Origin of the sequence: Microbacterium sp. Y-01 (genome assembly GCF_003856715.1) — a bacterium.
Taxonomy (GTDB): domain Bacteria; phylum Actinomycetota; class Actinomycetes; order Actinomycetales; family Microbacteriaceae; genus Microbacterium; species Microbacterium algeriense.
In genome coordinates this window covers 3,236,779-3,254,577 of the sequence record NZ_CP024170.1, presented here as the reverse complement: position 1 = coordinate 3,254,577, position 17,799 = coordinate 3,236,779, and the positions used below count along the sequence as shown (strand labels likewise).

Genomic DNA, 17,799 nt, shown 5'->3' with positions numbered 1-17,799 from the left:
CCGACCTCATTCGAAAGGCAGCTCATGACACTCACCACCTCCCTCGACGGCTACGAGGTCTGGTTCCTCACCGGGAGCCAGCACCTCTACGGACCCGAGACGCTCGCCCAGGTCGCGACGCAGTCGCAGGAGATCGCCCGCCTGCTCGACGCATCGTCCGAGGTGCCGGTCAGCGTCGTCTGGAAACCGGTGCTGACGGATGCCGCAGCCATCAAGCGCACGGCACAGGAGGCGAACGCCGACGACCGCGTCATCGGCCTCGTGGCGTGGATGCACACCTTCAGCCCGGCGAAGATGTGGATCGCAGGGCTCGACGCGCTGCAGAAGCCGCTCGCGCACCTGCACACGCAGGCGAACGTGGAGTTGCCGTGGGCCGACATCGACTTCGACTTCATGAACCTCAACCAGGCGGCGCACGGCGACCGGGAGTTCGGCTACATCCAGACGCGCCTGGGAGTGCCACGCAAGACCATCGTCGGGCACGCGTCCGACCCGCGGCTGCAGCGGGAGCTCGGCACCTGGCAGCGGGCGGCCGCCGGGCTCGCGGCCGCCCGCGACCTCAAGCTCGCCCGCTTCGGCGACAACATGCGCTTCGTGGCGGTGACCGAGGGGGACAAGACCGAGGCCGAGCTGCGCTTCGGGGTGCAGGTCAACACCTGGGGCGTGAACGAGCTGGCCGAAGCCGTGGCCGCGGCATCCGAGGCGGACGTCGATGCGCTGATCGCCGAGTACGAGGAGCTGTACGAGGTCGTGCCGGAGCTGCGGCGCGGCGGCGACCGTCATCAGTCGCTGCGCGACGGAGCGGCGATCGAACTCGGGCTGCGGTCCTTCCTGGAGGAGGGCGGCTTCGGGGCGTTCACGACCTCGTTCGAAGACCTGGGTGCGTTGAAGCAGCTGCCCGGTCTCGCGGTGCAGCGCCTGATGGCGGAGGGGTACGGCTTCGGCGCCGAGGGCGACTGGAAGACGGCGATCCTCGTGCGCGTCGCGAACGTCATGGGCGCGGGGCTGCCCGGTGGGGCGAGCCTCATGGAGGACTACACCTACGACATGACGCCCGGCGACGAGCTCATCCTCGGCGCGCACATGCTCGAAGTGTCGCCCTCGCTGACGACGGCCACGCCGACGCTCGAGATCCACCCGCTCGGCATCGGAGGCAAGGACGACCCGGTGCGGCTGGTCTTCACGGCCGACCCCGGCCCCGCGGTCGTGGTCGCCCTCAGCGACATGCGCGACCGGTTCCGGCTCACCGCCAACGTCGTGGAGAACGTCGAGCCGCGCGCCGCGCTGCCGAACCTCCCGGTCGGTCGTGCCGTGTGGAAGCCGCAGCCGGACTTCACGACCTCCGCCGCCGCCTGGCTCACCGCGGGTGCGGCGCATCACACGGTGATGTCGACAGCCGTCGGGCTCGAGGCCTTCCGCGACTTCGCCGAGATGGCCGAAGTCGAGCTCCTGGTGATCGATGACACCACGACGCTCCCCGAGTTCCAGAAGCAGGTGCGGTGGAACCAGGCGTACTACCGACTGGCGCAGGGGCTGTGACCTCCGACCGGCCGCGGTCGGGGCGGCAGCTGCGGATCGCGGCACACGGATATGAGGCCGTGATCGCGAGCGTCGGTGCGTCGCTGCGGAGCCTGACCTTCCGAGGACGAGACCTCGTCGTGCCCTTCGACGCCGACGAGGTGCGCCCTGGCTACCGCGGGACGACGCTCGCTCCCTGGCCCAACCGGATCGTCGACGGGGAGTACGAGTTCGGCGGACTGCGGCATCGGCTGCCGCTCACCGAACCCGAACGCGGGCAGGCCCTGCACGGACTCCTCGCCTGGGCCGAGTACGCGGACCGCCTCGTCGAGGACGACCGCATCGTGCTGGCGGCGGTGATCGAGCCGCAGACGGGATACCCCTTCCGCGTCGAGGTCGAGACCGAGTATCGCGTCGACGAGAACGGCCTGCGGCAGACCGTGACGGCGCGCAACGTCGGAGCGGATGCGGCGCCGTGGGGCACCGGACCGCACCCGTACCTGGTCGCCGGGCCGTCGCCCCTCGATGCGTGGACGCTGCTGCTCCCGGCATCCGAGGTCCTGACCGTCACGCCCGACCGTCTCAGCCCGGTGGAGCGCGAGCCCGTGGAGCGGCATCCGCACTGGGACTTCCGCACGGAGCGGGAGATCGGCGACGTGTTCATCGACCATGCGTTCACGGGCCTCGCACGGACCGAGGGGGTGGCCGAGGTGCGCGTGACGGCTCCGGACGGCTCCGGCGTCGCGATGACCTGGGACGAGCGATGCCCGTGGGTGCAGGTGCATACGGCGGACACGCCCTCCGTCCCGTCGACGCATCGGATCGGACTCGCCGTCGAGCCGATGACCTGTCCGCCGGATGCCTTCAACTCCGGTACCGACCTCATCGTCCTCCCTCCCGCTTCGTCTTCCGCCGCTTCCTGGGTGATCGCGGCCATCTAGACCTGTTCCGGTCGCGATATTCCATCGATCTGCCGGTCGGATCGATGGAATATCGCGACCGGAGCGGGTCAGAGAGCCCGGCGGACACGGGCGATCAGGTCGTCGGGGCGGCGGAGGAGGGGAGCGGTGACGTCGATCACCGTCCAGCCGGCGGCACGGAAGGCGGCGATCCGCTCCACGTCGGCGGCCCAGGAGGCGCCGTGCAGCATGCCGTGGTACTCGACGATCACCCGCCGGCTTGCATAGACCAAGTCCGCGCAGCCGAGGAAGCGGCCCTCGTGGTAGATGTCGACGTTGAGCTCGGGTTCCGGCAGGCCCGCCCCCAGCAGCACGCAGCGCACAGCGCTCTCCCGCGGCGACCAGGAGTCCTCGCGGATCCACTCGACCGCCTGCCGGAGGCGTCCGATCCCGAGCCGGCGCCCTGATCCCGTCGCGGCCCGCAGTTCGTCGATCGTCGCCAGCGGAGCCCTCCCCGGTGTCGGCCGGCCTCGTCCCTGCCGCCAGACGCGGCAGAAGTAGTCGCCGAGCGCGACGAGATCGACGACCGACAGCGCTCCGAGGCTCGCCCAGGTCGTCGCGGGCGTCGCCAGGCGGATGCCGTCGTGCTCGGTGACGAAGGTCCGGTCCGCTCGTCCGCGGTGGCGTGCGACCCCGGCCGTGCGAGGGAGGGGGCCGTCGCCGATCACGGTCACGTGCACCGGCAGGTTCGAAGCCTCCGCGATCCAGTCGTCGGGGCCGAACGCGAGCGGAAGGGGCCCGCCCCACAGCGCTGCGGCCGACTCGTGGCTGATGTGCTGGGAGTCCGGCATCCGTCGCGCGTAGAGCCGTGCTCTCTCCGTCCGCGCCCGCCGCTGCCGGAGGTAGGGGTCGTCCGGTTCGGGGTCCGACGGGTCGGGGTCGATGCGCGCACGGAGTCCGGGGAACGGGATCTCGAGGTCCCTCCCGTGCAGTCGGCCGCGTCCCACGCCCGCCCCGTGCGCCTCGTGCACGTCGAACACGTCGCCGAGCTGATCTGGAAGGAGGATTCTGCGTCCCATCCCTCCACCCTCCCCGCCCCTTTCCCTGCCCCGTCTGGTTTATCCCCAGGGTTTGTCCGCTCCGGTCGCAGTATTCCAGCGATACCGGCCCTGGATCGATGGAATATCGCGACCGGAGCGGCAAACGAACGGCAGTTGGGGAGGAGGGGTGGGGAGGAGGGGTGGGGGGTCAGAGGGTGGCGGCGGCCTGGCGGGCGGCGCCGAGGGCGACGTACTCGGCCGCGTCGGGGACCTCGACCGGGATGCCGAGCACCTGCGGAGCGATCGCCCGCACCGCGTCCGACTGCGCACCGCCGCCGATCAGCAGCGCGCGGCGCAGGGGCACCCCTTCCGCGCGCAGGGCGTCGAGGCCTGCGCCGAGGCCGGACAGCATCCCCTCGACGGCCGCGCGCGCGAGGTTCTCGCGGGTGGTGGAGGCGAGCGTCATCCCGGAGAGCGTTGCCGTCGCATCCGGGAGGTTCGGGGTGCGCTCTCCCTCGAAGTACGGCACGAGCGCGAGGCCGTCCGCCCCGGCAGGCGCGTCCAGGGCGAGGCGGCTGAGCTCGTCATGGTCGACGCCGAGAAGCGCGGCCGTGACGTCGAGCACGCGCGCGGCGTTGAGGGTGCACACGAGCGGGAGGAAGTGCCCGTCCGCCGAGGCGAACCCCGCGATGATCCCGGAGGCATCCGCCGACGGCGTCTCCGACACCGCGAAGACCGTCCCGCTCGTGCCGATCGACACCACGACGTCTCCGGGTCCTGCCCCGAGCCCGAGGGCGGCCGCCGCGTTGTCACCCGCGCCGGCCGCGACGCGCCGGCCGTCGGCATCCGTCACCCATTCGTCGGGGCCGAGCACCCGGGGCAGGATCGCGTCGTGGCCGAGCGCGGCGCGGAGCAGTTCGCGGTCGTAGTCGCCGGTCGCGGGGCTCCAGTATCCGGTTCCCGATGCGTCGGATCGGTCGGTGACGAGCTCATCCAGCACCGAGCCGCGGGTCGCCCCTTCGGCGCCGTCCGGACCGAAGCCGCGCAGCCGCCAGGTGAGCCAGTCGTGCGGCAGGGCGATCGCGGCCACGCGCGCCGCGTTGTCGGGTTCGGCGTCGCGCAGCCACCGCACCTTCGAGATCGTGAAGGACGCCACGGGCACGACGCCGGTGCGGTCGGCCAGCTCCTGCGCCCCGAACGCGTCGACCAGCGCGGACGCGGCGCCCGCCGAGCGGGTGTCGTTCCACAGCAGAGCGTCGCGGATCACCGCCCCGGAGGAGTCCAGGGCCACCATGCCGTGCTGCTGCCCTCCGATCGACCACGCGGCGATGTCGTCGAGTCCTCCGGCCTCGTCGATGGCCGCCCGCAGTGCGATCCACCACGCTTCCGGGTCGACCGCCGTGCCGTCGGGGTGCGCAGCGCGTCCCGACCGCACGACGGCTCCCGTCTCGGAGTCGAGGACGACGACCTTGCAGGACTGCGTCGAGGAGTCGACGCCGAGAACGAGAGCCATCGACGGATCAGCGCGCGCCGAGCAGGTGCTCGGTGGCGAGCTGCTGCAGCCGGACGAATCCGAACCCCTTGCCGCCGAGGTACGCGTCGGCGTCGAAGTCCTCGTAGGCGCTGCGGTCGGCGAGGAAGGCCTCGTAGCCCTCTCCCTCGTCCAGCGTCGGCGTCGAGAGCTCGGCGACCTTCGCGGCGGCCAGCGCCTCCTGCACCTCGGGGTCGGCGCGGAAGGCCGCGGCGCGCTCCTTCAGCAGCAGGTAGGTGCGCATGTTCGCGGCGGCCGATTCCCACACGCCCGTCTCGTCCTCGGTGCGCGAGGGCTTGTAATCGAAGTGGCGGGGGCCGTCGTAGGCCGGAATCGGCTGGGTCCCCGAGCCTGTCGAGGGGCCGCCGTTCTCGAGCAGGTCCACGAGCGAGAAGGCGTTGTGCAGGTCACCGTGGCCGAAGACCAGATCCTGGTCGTACTTGATGCCGCGCTGACCGTTGAGGTCGATGTGAAAGAGCTTGCCGTGGTAGAGCGCCTGGGCGATGCCGGCGGTGAAGTTGAGGCCGGCCATCTGCTCGTGCCCGACTTCGGGGTTCACCCCCACGAGCTCGGGGCGCTCGAGCGAGTCGATGAACGCGATCGCGTGGCCGAGCGTCGGCAGCAGGATGTCGCCGCGGGGCTCGTTCGGCTTCGGCTCGATCGCGAAGCGGATGTCGTAGCCCTTGTCGGTCACGTAGTCGCCGAGCAGGTTGACGGCTTCGCGGTAGCGCTCGAGCGCGGCGCGCACGTCCTTGGCGGAGTCGTACTCCGCGCCTTCACGGCCACCCCACATGACGAACGTCTTGGCGCCCAGCTCGGCGCCGAGGTCGAGCTGACGGAAGACCTTGCGCAGGGCGTAGCGCCGCACCTGGCGGTCGTTCGAGGTGAAGCCACCGTCCTTGAAGACCGGAGCGCTGAACAGGTTGGTGGTGACCATCGGCACGACGAGGCCCGTGTCGGCGAGGGCGCCCTTGAGCCGGTCGATCTGGGTCTGGCGCTCGGCATCCGTCGATCCGAACGCGAACAGGTCGTCGTCATGGAAGGTGAGGCCGTAGGCGCCGAGCTCTGCCAGCTTCTCCACCGCGTGCACGACGTCGAGGGCCGGACGGGTCGGACCGCCGAACGGGTCGGTGCCGTTGTATCCGATCGTCCAGAGGCCGAACGAGAACTTGTCTTCGCGGGTCGGGGTGAGGCTCATGATGCTCCTTCGCATGGTGGCGCGCGGCGGCGTGCGCACATATGTTGTGAGACACAACATATAACGCGGAGGCGGCGATGTCCAGGCTCCTAGACTGAGACGCCGAAGCGGAATGCGAGGACGATGTGACGGAATCCGTCGAGGCCGCGGCCCCCCGGGATGTCGGCGGCGGTGTGCGCGCGGGGAACCTCGCCCGCGTGCTGCGGCTCATCCACCGCGGAGGAGCGCAGTCACGGGCTCAGCTGACCGCCTCCACGGGCCTGAACCGCTCGACCATCGCCGACCTGGTGGCCGAGCTCGTCGCCGAGGGCTGGGTGGTCGAGCGCGATCCCGACCCGATCGGTCGGGTGGGACGCCCCTCGCCCGTGGTCGCCGCCTCTGCCCGGACGGTCGTGATCGCGGTGAACCCCGAGGTCGACGCCGTGGAGGTCGCCGCCATCGACCTGGGCCGACAGGTCGTGGTGCGCGAGCGCATCGAGTCGGAGTCCGTGATCGGGGCCGCCGAGGTCGCCGACGTGGTGGGTGATGCGATCGAACGGTGGCGGCAGGGTGCGCTGTCGGACGCGCGACTCGTCGCGGTGGGCGTCGCCGTGCCAGGACTCGTGCGCGCGGCCGACGGGCTCGTCCGCAACGCGCCGCACCTCGGATGGATCGATGCCCCGCTGAGCGCGCTGACCGCCGATCGGACCGGTCTGCCCGTGGCGGTCGGCAACGACGCGAGCCTGGGCGCCGTCGCGGAGCACCTGTTCGGGGCCGCCCAGGGCGTGGACGACGTCGTGTACCTGAACGGCGGGCCGTCCGGCATCGGCGGCGGCATCATCGTCCACGGGTCTCCCGTCGGCGGAGTGGGCGGATACGCCGGGGAGTTCGGTCAGAACCGGGTCGACGCGTCATCCGCGGTCGTCCTGGAGGATGTGGTCAGTCGGGCGAGGCTCCTGTCCGCGCTCGGGCTCCCGGCGGCGGACGATGCGACCCTCGGTGAAGCGCTCGCCGCCGCCGTCGAGGAAGACGCCGTGCATGCCGAGTTCCAGGGTCAGCGCGGCTTCCTCGCGCAGGCGATCGCCGATGCCGTGAACATCCTGAACCCCTCGGTCGTGGTGCTGGGCGGCTTCCTCGCGCAGCTCGAGGAGCTCGACCCCGAGGGCTTCGCGGCCGACGTCGCGGCCCGAGCGATGCCCGAGAACGTCGAGGGCCTGCGCATCCTCCCCGCTTCCCTGGCCGCCGACCGTCTCCTGCTGGGCGCCGCCGAGCTGTCCTGGACCGCTGCCGGCGTCATCTGACCCCGCTCCGGTCGCGATATAACAGCCAAAACCGGCTCCGGAGGCTGTTATATCGCGACCGGAGCGGGGGGACCGGACGACTGACGGATGATCAGCTCGTGCGAGGTGGCGATGGTGCGGGGCTCATCGCTCGCGGGGCGGAGGATGAGCGAGACGGCGTGCTGACCCATGTCGAACATGGGGATGCGCGCGGTGGTCAGGGCCGGGGCGACGTCGGCGGCCACGGCGATGTCGTCGAACCCCACCACCGACATCTCCTCGGGCACACGGATGCCGTGCTGTCGCAGCTCGCTGAGGATGCCGATGGCCATGGCGTCGTTGAGCCCCACGATCGCCGTGAGACCCCGACCGAGAAGCTCGCGGGCTCCGGCGATGCCGCCCTCCCGGGTGAACGCCTGCGACACGACGGTCAGCTCCACGCCCGGCTCGTCCGTCCCCTCCCTGAGCCCGGCGATGCGGTCGGCCACGGTGTTGAGCTCGAGCGGTCCGGCGACGACCCCGATCCGACGGTGGCCGAGCTCGGCGAGATGCCGCCCGACCGATACGCCGGCGCGGTGGTTGTCGGGCAGCACGGCGTCGACCGGGAGGTAGTGGCGTCCGATCACGGCGACGCGACCTCCGGCGAGGGTGAAGTCCACGAGGGCGTCGGACATCCGCTGCTCGCGGTGGCTGTCGGCATAGCCCGACCCGGCGATGATGATCGACCCGATCCGCTGCCGCATCAGCGACTTCACCTGGGCGAGCTCGCTGTCGGGTGTGCGCTCGGCCTGCGCGATCTGGACCGATCGGTTCTCGAGCGTCGCGCTGCGGATCACGCCGCTGGCGATGTCGGAGAAGTAGGGGTCGCCGATCTCGTGCACGACGAGTCCGATCGTCGGGACCAGCCCGCCCGCGAGGCCTCTGGCGTGCATGTTGGGCTCGTAGCCGAGCTGCTGGGCGATGCCTCGCACATGCGCGGCGACCTCGGGGGAGATCCCGGATCCGCCGGACATCGCTCGCGACGCACTCGCCAGGGAGACGCCGGCGGCCTCGGCCACGTCGATGAGTCGTGGCGCGCCCTCACGCTTCACGAAGCCTCCCCCTGAGGAGCAAGATCGACGCTGATTGCGCTGTAGGTTGCTCTTCGTTCTTCCGTCCCACTATAGTGGCGGAAGCGCTTACGAAAGCGCTTTCGCTACGATGACGTAGGAGACTCGGATGACTGCACCCAGACACGGTCGACGGATCGCTGCGGCGATCGGAACGCTTTCGATCGCCGCGCTCACGGTTTCGGCCTGTTCCGGAACCGGAGACCAGGGCGAGGGGGGTGGCTCCGACGATCCGATCGTCATCGGCATCTCCCTCCCGCTCACCGGCGACTTCTCGGAGCCGGGCAAGGGCGTCGAGCGCGGCTACGAGGCCTGGCGCGACATCGTGAACGAGAACGGCGGTCTCCTCGGCCGGCAGGTCGAGCTGAAGATCCTCGACGACCAGTCCAACGCCGACCGCGTCGTCTCCGACTACGAGTCGCTGATCGCGCAGGACGGCGTCGACCTCGTGTTCGGCCCGTTCTCCACCCGGCTGGTCGTCCCGTCCGCCCGCGTCGCGCAGGAGTACGGCATGCTCTTCGTCGAGCCGGCCGGTGCCGCGGAGGAGGTCTTCGAGCAGGGCTTCGACAACCTCTTCTACGCCGCGCCCGCGATCGCCAACGACCACTACAACAACCTCGCGGACTACCTGCTGGCCCTCCCGGAGGACCAGCGCCCGGAGACCGCGGCCGTCGCCGCCATGGACGACCCCTTCGCACAGGGCACGGCCTACGGCCTCAGGGACAAGCTGGAAGAGGCCGGGGTCGAGATCCTCGTGAACGAGGTCTACCCGCCCAACACCACCGACTTCTCCACGATCGCCGCGAAGATCGCCCAGTCCGACGCCGACATCGTGATCGGCGGCACCCAGTACCAGGACGCGGTGAACCTGATCATCGCGCTGCAGCAGCTGAACTACCAGCCCGAGCTCGCCGCGTTCTCCACCGCTCCGACCAACCCGGAGTTCGCCGCGGCCATCGGCGGGGCGACCGAGGGCATCCTCGCTCCGACGGGCTACTCGCCGAAGTCGCAGTTCCCCAGCAACGTCGAGTTCGTCGAGAAGTACACCGAGATGCACGGCAACCCGCCGTCGGAGGACGAGGCGAACGCGTACACGACCGGTCAGGTCGTCGCGGCGGCGGTCGAGGCCGTCGGCTGCGCCGAGCAGGGCGAATGCCAGCAGGAGCTCATCGACTGGCTGCGCGACAACGAGGTCGAGACCGTGGTCGGACCCCTCAGCTGGGACGAGACGGGCAAGCCCACCGGCGCCCACCTCATCCAGCAGTGGATCGACGGCGAGATCCTGATCGTCCTCCCCGAGGACGTCAAGGAAGCCGACTTCCTCTTCCCGAAGCCGACGTGGTGATCTGCACGTGAGTGGAGCACTGCTGCTGCAAAGCCTGATCCTCGGCGTCCTGCTGGGAGGGCTCTATGCCCTCCTGGCGGCCGGGCTCACGCTCTACTTCGGGATCATGCGCGTCGTCATGATCGCGCACTCGGCCTTCCTGATCCTGGCCGCCTACCTCGCGTGGTGGTTCAACAGGGAGACGGGCATCGATCCCCTCGTGTCGCTCATCGTCACGGTCCCGCTGTTCTTCCTGACCGGCGTCGTGATGCAGCGGCTGCTGGTGTCGAGGCTGAAGCCCCTGACGCTGACCATGATGTCGGTGCTGCTCACCTTCGCGGTGGCGCTCATCATCGAGGGGGCGCTCGGGTTCTTCTTCACCGGCACCCAGCGCCGCATCCCGCTGCCGTACGCGAGTGCGAGCCTCGATTTCTTCGGCGCGCAGGTGCCGGTGGTCAAGCTCATCGCCTTCGGTCTCGCGGCCGTGGCCCTCGCGCTGCTGTTCGTGCTGCTGAAGTACACGAAGTTCGGTCAGGCGCTGCGGGCGACGATCCAGCACCCGGAGGCCGCGCGCCTGGTCGGCATCAACACCGACCGCGTCGCCGGCTACGGCTTCGGACTGGGGCTCGCGACCGCCGCCATCGGCGGCACCGCGCTCTCGCTCGACGCGACGATCTACCCGTCGCTGCACTGGCACTGGATCGGCCCGCTCATGGCGATCATCGTGGTCGGCGGCCTCGGCAGCATCCCCGGAGCGGCCATCGCCGCGCTCGTCCTGGGGATCGCGCAGAGCCTGCTCCAGCTCCCGCTGGGGCCGACGTGGGCGCAGACGGTCTTCTACGTCGCCCTGTTCGCCACGCTCATGTTCCGTCCGCAAGGATTCTTCGGAGGTCGTCTTGCCCAGCGTTTCTAGCAGAGAGCCGATCGCCACCGAGACGGTCGTGGTCGCCCCGCCCGCCCCCGTGCGGCGGAAGTCGAGCAGGTGGGTGGGCCTCGTCCTCCTCGTGGTCGGCGCCGCCCTGGTGCTGTCCTTCCCGCTGGTCGCCCCGAACCCTTACATCCTGTCGGCGGGGGTCGTCATCCTCAACTACGCCGTGCTGTCGACGGGGTGGAACTTCATGGGCGGCTTCACCGGGTACATCTCCCTCGGCCATGCCGCGTACTTCGGCCTCGGCGCCTACGGCACCGGTCTGCTGATCAAGTACCTGGCGCTGCCCGGCTTCGTCGCCTGGATCGTCGCGGCGATCCTGGTCGTGATCATCGCGATCCCGATCGGCATCGCCGCCCTCCGGGTGCGCGGCGCCTCGTTCGTGATCGTCTCGATCGCCTTCGTGCTGATCATGCTGCTGGTGTTCCAGAGCTGGCGGGAGGTGACCGGCGGCTCGGAGGGACTCAACGTCCCCCGCCCGTTCGACGTGCTGCGTCCCGAGCATCACCGGATCTTCTTCTACCTGTTCACGGCGCTGCTGGCCTTCGCGCTGGTGGTGTGGTGGGTCATCGACCGGTCGAAGTTCGGCACCGCGCTCAAGTCGATCCGCGAGGACGAGGACAAGGCCCAGTCGCTCGGCGTCCCGACCACGCGGTACAAGCTGATCGCGTACGTGCTGTCCGCGCTGTTCGTCGCCCTCGGCGGCGGGCTCTACGCCCTGTGGTTCGGCGACCTGGATCCGATCTTCCAGTTCTCGATCCTGATCGGCTCGTACATGGTCCTGATGGCGCTGCTCGGCGGGGTCAGGAACCTGTTCGGACCGCTGCTCGGCGCCGTCGTGGTCGGCATCGCGCTCGAGTACTTCAAGCTCGAGTTCGGCGACACGCAGTTCCACCTCATCGCCACGGGCATCCTGCTCGGCGTGGTCGTGCTGTTCATGCCGGACGGGGTCATCCCCGCGGTGAAGGGCCTGTTCACCCGCAAGTCGGACCAGGCATCCATCCGCGAGGTCACCGCCGGCGAGCTGCTGGAGCAGAACAAGGCCAAGACGGCGGCCGCCGCCCCGCGCACCGCCGCCGCGTCGACAGAGGAGACGTCATCGTGAACGCCCCCACCGCACAGTCCCCGACCACCCTGGAGAGTCTGAGCACGGTCGAGATGACGAAGTCGTTCGGCGGCGTCACCGCGGTCGACGGCGCGACCGTCAGCTTCCGTGAGGGCAAGGTCAACGGTCTGATCGGGCCGAACGGCTCCGGCAAGACCACCTTCTTCAACTGCGTCACCGGGATGATCAAGCCGGACTCCGGCGCGGTCCGCTACCGGGGGCAGGAGATCACGCGCAAGTCGCCCGACCGGATCGCGCGCACCGGGATCGGCCGGAGCTTCCAGCTGTGCCGGGTGTTCCCGCGCATGACCGTGATGGAGAACCTGCTGGTGGCGGTGCGCAGTCCCAGCATCCGGCGCCAGCTGCGCTCGGCGCACGACCCGGAGGAGCTGGAGCGGGCGCGGGGATGGCTGCGCCGCGTCGGCATCGACCACCTGGAGCACGCCGAGGCGCGCAACCTCAGCTACGGCCAGCAGAAGCTGCTCGAGCTGGCCGGCGTGCTGATGGGCGAACCCGACACGATCATGCTCGACGAGCCGGCCGGAGGCGTGAACCCCGCTCTCATCGGACGCATCGCGACGCTCGTGCGCGAGCTCAACGAGGAGGGCAAGACCTTCATCATCGTCGAGCACAACATGGAGATGGTGATGAGCCTGTGCGATCACGTCGTGGTGTTCGACCGCGGGCGTCCGATCGCCGAGGGAACGCCCGAGATCATCCAGCAAGACCCGCGAGTCCTGGAGGCCTACCTTGGAGTCTGAAGCGAAGAACCTGCTGGAGCTGCGTGACATCGAAGCCGGTTACGGCCGGGCGGCTCTCGTGCTCCGCGGACTCACCGTGGAGGTGCCGCCCGGATCCGTGGTCTGCCTGGTCGGGCCCAACGGCGCCGGCAAGTCGACCGTGCTGAAGGTGGCCAGCGGCATGCTCAAGCCGCGGTCGGGCTCGATCCACGTCGACGGGCGCGACATCACCGGCGACGGCCCGCAGTCGATGCTGCGCAACGGGCTCGCGCACGTCCTCCAGGGGCACAGCGTGTTCCGGGAGATGACCGTGGGCGAGAACGTGATGCTCGGGGCGTTCACTCTGAAGGACCAGAAGGTCATCCAGGAGCGCGTCGAGTTCGTGCAGAACCTCTTCCCGATCGTGGGGGAGCGGTGGAAGCAGCTGGCCGGGCTCCTCTCCGGCGGACAGCAGAAGCAGGTCGAGTTCGCGCGCTCCCTGATGGTCAGCCCCAAGGTGGTGCTGCTGGACGAGCCATCGATGGGACTCGACCCGAAGACCACCGAGAAGGTGTTCGAGCAGGTCGTGCGAATGCGCGATGCCGGAACCGCCGTGCTCCTCGTGGAGCAGAACGCCCGGAGGGCCCTCGAGACCGCCGACATCGGCTGCGTGCTCGACCTCGGTCGGGTGCACATCTCGGGACCGGCGTCCGAGCTGCTCGCCGATCCCACCCTCGCCGCCCTGTACCTGGGCGGGAAGCCCTCCGTGGCCGACGCGGGATGATCTCGGAGCGGGTGGGGGCTGCGGCCCCCACCCGCTCTTCTCCACCCCGCGACGAAAGCGCTTACTCACCTGGGAGGTCCCACCCCGCATCCCCGTCTTCCCCGCCGCAGTGCCGCCTCCGGGGAAGGAGCACGATCTGTCGGCACGACACCGCACGACGATGACGTTGAGAGGTTTCTGATGCACGAACGAACCATGCGACCGGCCCGCTCGAACGGACGACCGGAATCCCCGCCGACAGGAACCCGCCGCGGTCTTCGCGCCGCCGCCGTCGTGGCTGCGGTGACGGTGGCGGGAGCGCTGCTGACCACCGTGCCCGCCGCGGCCGCCGAGCCGTTCACGGAGCTGCTCGACTTCGAGGCGTATGAGCGCACCGCGCTGAACGGTCAGGACGGATGGGTGGCATCCGCCGCTCCTCGCGTGATCGCCGACCCCCTGAACGGGAACAACCAGGTGGTCGAGTCCGTCGGCGGCGGGCAGCAGTCGTATCGCGCCATCCCCGCGATCGCGGAGGGCGACACCGGAACCCTGTTCTTCCGGTTCCTCCGCACCGGCAGCGTCGACACCTCGTTCGGGCTCACCGACGTGGATGCACCCAACGACTACGTGAACAGTCGCGCGTACGTGAACAACCAGAACGACGACGTGCTGCGGGTGCGCGACGGCGGTGCCTTCAAGCCCGCCGGCGTGTGGTCGAAGGACGCGTGGCAGTGTGTCTGGATCGTCGCCGACAATGCGGCCGACAAGGTCACCGTGTACAGCCAGGGTGGCGCCTACGAGGAGCAGACCCGCCTCCCCGAGGGCACGGAGCAGCAGTTCGGCTTCCGGCAGGCCGTGAACGGCGCGCTCGACCGGTTCTTCTGGAAGAACGGGTCCTCCAGCGCCGGGCGCCTGCTGCTGGACGACGTCGCGGTCGACAACACCGGGGAGAACCTCGCGATCGCCACCGGCAACCCCGGTGACTGCGCTCCCGGCGGCACGGCGAACGAGCCGCTGCTCAACCCGCTTCCCGACCCCGCGCTCGCCGACCTCGGCATCGAGGTGACCGAGCTCGCGCAGCTGCCGAAGTCGCAGACGACCCCGGCCACGCAGGATCAGCGTCTCGTACGTCACAACCGGATCACCCACCTCGACGAGGTGCCGGACGGCTCCGGCCGCCTGATGGTGCCGGACAACAACGACATCCTCTACCTGGTCGACAAGGAGTCCGGTGCGTATGTGCCGTACCTCAACGTGCGGAACGAGTTCATCGACAACTTCCACAACAGCGCGGGACTCGGCACGGGGTTGGGGTCGGCCGAGTTCCACCCCGACTTCGCCGAGAACGGTCTGTTCTACACGGTGCACACCGAGGGGGGAACGGCGCTGACCGAGGACACCCCGGACTTCCCGGCGTTCGGCAACACCGCGTTCCACAGTGTGATCACCGAGTGGAAGGCGAGCGATCCCTCCGCTGAGACCTTCTCGGGAACGCACCGCGAGGTCATGCGGATCCCGTTCGCCGGTCGCGTGCACACCGTGCAGCAGATCGCGTTCAACCCGACGGTCGCGGAGGGCGACGCCGACTACGGCAACCTCTACATCCTCGTCGGCGACGGCGGCAACGGCGTCGGCAACGGCAACCCGCAGGACCTCGCCACCCCGCAGGGCAAGATCCTGCGCGTGAACCCGACCGGCGACGACAGCGAGAACGGCGAGTACGGCGTGCCGGGGGACAACCCGTTCATCGACGAGGCGGATGCGCTGCCCGAGATCTACGCCGTCGGCATGCGCGACCCGCACCGCATCAGCTGGGATCCGGAGGGCGAGCACACGATGTACCTCGCGCACATCGGCGAATGGCAGGTCGAATCGATCTACGCCGTCGAACCGGGGGACAACTTCGGCTGGTCGGTGCGCGAAGGCTCGTTCCTCGCCGACAACCGGCAGATCTTCCCGCTCCCGGCAGACGATGCGCAGTACGGCTTCACCTATCCGGTCGCCGCCTACGACCACAACCGCGACCCCGGCCAGACCGGAGACGCCGGAGTGGCCGTGAACGGCGGGTTCGTCTACCGCGGCGACATCCCCGAGCTGCAGGGGCGGTACCTCTTCACAGACCTCGTCCGCGGCTGGGTGCTGTCGACCGATGCCGACGAGATGGTGCGCAACGACGGCGACATCGACGACCTCGCCACGATCGAGGAGCTGCGGGTCTTCGCCGACGGTGAGGAGACCACGTTCCAGGAGCTGGTCGGCGACAAGCGCGTCGACCTGAGGTTCGGCTCCGATGCCGACGGCGAGCTGTACCTCGTGTCCAAGGCGAACGGAAAGATCTGGAAGGTCACGGGGGCGAGGACGGTGGATGAGCCGGTGTCGCCGTTCGTCCTGCCGGCGCTCGCCCCGAACCTCGTGGCGCACTACGACTTCGATCACCCGGACGCCGCGAAGCCGACCGTCGAGGTCGACCAGGGGCGCTCCGGCACCGACATCTCGCTGATCAACGGCGGCATCGAGATGCGCGTGGCCGATCGGGCCTATCCCGGAGCCGGCGAGGCGCTGCAGACCCAGCAGATGAGTCCGCGCACCGCGTCGAACGACGACTGGAAGGCCGGCGTCTACGATGCCTCCGGCGTCGACTCGCTGGACGCATTCGCCGGCACGGACAAGGCCGCGGTCATGGGATGGTTCAAGCCGACCGGCGACCACCCCGCGCTGAACTCCGGAACGGCGAATCCGGACGACGTGTACAACGCGATCGGCCTGGCCGGTGTGCTCACCGGCACCTCGGACGGACACGCGGTGCGGGCGCTGCTCGAGGTGATCACGGTCGACGGCGAGCTCAAGCTCGTCGCCCTCGGCCGTCGCGTCGACGGAGCCGGCTCCTGGACGTTCGCGGCCGACCTGCCGTGGGACGAGATCCTCGCGAAGGGGCAGTGGGTCCATCTCGCGGCGACCTTCGACTTCGCAGCGGGCGAGATGAAGCTGTTCCGGAACGGCGAGGAGCTCGCGGGGAAGTACACCGCGGCCAACCCCTGGGGTGAGGGCGTCACGTCCGACACCGCTCCGGCCGGGATCAAGATCGGCGGCAGCTTCCCGCAGAACACGCGCGAGGCCAACCCGTTCACCGGTCGCATGGACGACATCATGCTGCTCGACACCGTCCCGCCGGCCGAGCAGGTCGCCGCGCAGTACGCGCTGTACGCCGTGCCGCCCGTCGAACCGCCCACCCCGCCGACCTGCACCCCGGACGGTCCCGTCATCACCGACGTGATGGCGGAGGACGACTGGGCGCCGCGGACGCCGGCGAAGTGGGACTTCCCCGGCGACGAGGTGGTCCTCACGGAGGCGGGGACCAACCCGAACGACGGCATCCGTCGCCCGTTCGAGTACGCGGTCCTCACGGAAGGTGCGTCTCTGGGATCGTTCGACCTCAGCGCCCAGGTGCGCCTGGACGAGCGGGCGTCGGTGAACAACCGCGACGTGATCCTCGTGTTCGGGTGGAAGTCCGACACGGAGTACTACTACGCGCATCTGTCGCAGGACAACACGATCTACGCCCACAACGGCATCTTCAAGGTGAACAAGGCCGACCGGGAGCGGATCGACGACCAGTGGGACGGGTCGGTCGGGGCGCCGCCGGCGGTCACGGATGAGGAGTGGCACGACGTGCGCCTGGTCCGGTGCGCGGACAGCGGCGACATCGCCGTCTACGTGGACGGCCTCGACACCCCGCTGATGACCGCGAACGACAAGACCTTCACGGAGGGCCGGGTGGGCTTCGGCTCCTTCGACAACTTCGGGCGTCTGCGTGAGCTCTCGGTCACGACGGTGCCGACCGACACCACGGCTCCGGCCGTGACGGTCAAGAGCGGCGCGGAGTTCACGGTCGGCCGTGACGGCGTCTACAGCGCGGTGTCGTTCAAGCTGAACGACGCGGGCAAGGTCGACCGCCTGACGCTCAACGGCGTCGAGAAGGATCTGACGGACGACGTCTGGTCCGACCTGAACGGTGTGAAGCCCGGAGTGTTCGGTGCGGTCGCCGGAGCGAACACGCTCGTCGTGTACGACGCGGCGGGCAATGCCACGACGGTGCGCTTCACGCTCGACGTCACGGCTCCGTCGGTGACCGTGAAGGAGGGGCCGGGACTCACGGCGGGGGCGGGCGGGACCTACAGCTCGGTGTCGTACAAGCTCCACGACGCCGGGAAGATCGACCGCCTGACGCTGAACGGGGTCGTGAAGGATCTGACGGACAACGTCTGGTCCGACCTCAACGGCGTCAAGCCCGGTGCCTTCGGTGCCGTGCTCGGCGCGAACACCCTGGTGGTCTACGACGTGGCCGGCAACGCCACAACCGTCGACTTCACCCTGACGGCGCCCTAGCCTCGCCGTTCCGGTCGCGA

General features: G+C 69.7%; 13 protein-coding genes. 9 read left to right on the top strand and 4 right to left on the bottom strand.

The window, feature by feature from the left end; translation table 11 throughout:
* Positions 1–24 precede the first annotated feature (24 nt).
* On the top strand, positions 25–1,539 hold the full coding sequence (gene araA, locus CSX12_RS15665) for an L-arabinose isomerase (protein ID WP_124896391.1): 1,515 nt from the start codon (positions 25–27) through the stop codon (positions 1,537–1,539).
* Positions 1,536–2,459 carry an aldose 1-epimerase family protein gene (locus CSX12_RS15660; RefSeq protein WP_124896390.1) on the top strand — a complete coding sequence of 308 codons (924 nt, stop codon included), beginning with the start codon at positions 1,536–1,538 and terminating at the stop codon, positions 2,457–2,459. The genes araA and CSX12_RS15660 overlap by 4 nt, the downstream gene beginning before the upstream one ends.
* A 68-nt stretch (positions 2,460–2,527) precedes the next feature.
* On the opposite strand, the gene CSX12_RS15655 is transcribed toward CSX12_RS15660, so the two are convergent.
* The 3 genes from CSX12_RS15655 to xylA form a co-directional block, all read right to left on the bottom strand.
* The gene (locus CSX12_RS15655; RefSeq protein ID WP_124896389.1) at positions 2,528–3,496 is read right to left on the bottom strand and encodes a hypothetical protein; all 969 of its coding nucleotides are present in this window, start codon (positions 3,494–3,496) and stop codon (positions 2,528–2,530) included.
* Between the two features lie 169 nt (positions 3,497–3,665).
* Positions 3,666–4,970: a xylulokinase gene (gene xylB / locus CSX12_RS15650; RefSeq protein ID WP_124896388.1), complete on the bottom strand. Its 1,305-nt coding sequence runs from the start codon at positions 4,968–4,970 to the stop codon at positions 3,666–3,668.
* Positions 4,971–4,977: 7 nt separating this feature from the next.
* Positions 4,978–6,186 carry a xylose isomerase gene (xylA, locus tag CSX12_RS15645; protein ID WP_017201741.1) on the bottom strand — a complete coding sequence of 403 codons (1,209 nt, stop codon included), beginning with the start codon at positions 6,184–6,186 and terminating at the stop codon, positions 4,978–4,980.
* Positions 6,187–6,311: 125 nt separating this feature from the next.
* Between xylA and CSX12_RS15640 the strand changes: the two genes are divergently transcribed.
* Positions 6,312–7,466 (top strand): ROK family transcriptional regulator, encoded by a 1,155-nt coding sequence (locus tag CSX12_RS15640; protein ID WP_124896387.1) that lies wholly within the window; start codon positions 6,312–6,314, stop codon positions 7,464–7,466.
* 47 nt (positions 7,467–7,513) lie between these two features.
* Here CSX12_RS15640 and CSX12_RS15635 read toward each other — a convergent pair whose 3' ends face one another.
* The gene (locus tag CSX12_RS15635) at positions 7,514–8,536 is read right to left on the bottom strand and encodes a LacI family DNA-binding transcriptional regulator (protein WP_124896386.1); all 1,023 of its coding nucleotides are present in this window, start codon (positions 8,534–8,536) and stop codon (positions 7,514–7,516) included.
* 127 nt (positions 8,537–8,663) lie between these two features.
* Between CSX12_RS15635 and CSX12_RS15630 the strand changes: the two genes are divergently transcribed.
* The 6 genes from CSX12_RS15630 to CSX12_RS15605 all read left to right on the top strand — a co-directional run bounded on the left by CSX12_RS15630 (position 8,664) and on the right by CSX12_RS15605 (position 17,779).
* On the top strand, positions 8,664–9,899 hold the full coding sequence (locus tag CSX12_RS15630) for an amino acid ABC transporter substrate-binding protein (RefSeq protein WP_192576678.1): 1,236 nt from the start codon (positions 8,664–8,666) through the stop codon (positions 9,897–9,899).
* Between the two features lie 7 nt (positions 9,900–9,906).
* Positions 9,907–10,791, top strand: coding sequence for a branched-chain amino acid ABC transporter permease (locus CSX12_RS15625; protein ID WP_124896385.1), 885 nt, complete (start codon positions 9,907–9,909; stop codon positions 10,789–10,791).
* Positions 10,775–11,911: a branched-chain amino acid ABC transporter permease gene (locus CSX12_RS15620; RefSeq protein ID WP_241160487.1), complete on the top strand. Its 1,137-nt coding sequence runs from the start codon at positions 10,775–10,777 to the stop codon at positions 11,909–11,911. Before CSX12_RS15625 ends, CSX12_RS15620 begins: the two co-directional genes overlap by 17 nt.
* The gene (locus CSX12_RS15615) at positions 11,908–12,672 is read left to right on the top strand and encodes an ABC transporter ATP-binding protein (RefSeq protein ID WP_206427103.1); all 765 of its coding nucleotides are present in this window, start codon (positions 11,908–11,910) and stop codon (positions 12,670–12,672) included. Before CSX12_RS15620 ends, CSX12_RS15615 begins: the two co-directional genes overlap by 4 nt.
* Complete coding sequence (locus CSX12_RS15610) at positions 12,662–13,414, top strand: ABC transporter ATP-binding protein (protein WP_124896384.1); 753 nt, start codon at positions 12,662–12,664, stop codon at positions 13,412–13,414. The genes CSX12_RS15615 and CSX12_RS15610 overlap by 11 nt, the downstream gene beginning before the upstream one ends.
* Positions 13,415–13,594: 180 nt before the next feature.
* Positions 13,595–17,779: a PQQ-dependent sugar dehydrogenase gene (locus CSX12_RS15605; protein WP_241160486.1), complete on the top strand. Its 4,185-nt coding sequence runs from the start codon at positions 13,595–13,597 to the stop codon at positions 17,777–17,779.
* Positions 17,780–17,799: the final 20 nt, after the last annotated feature.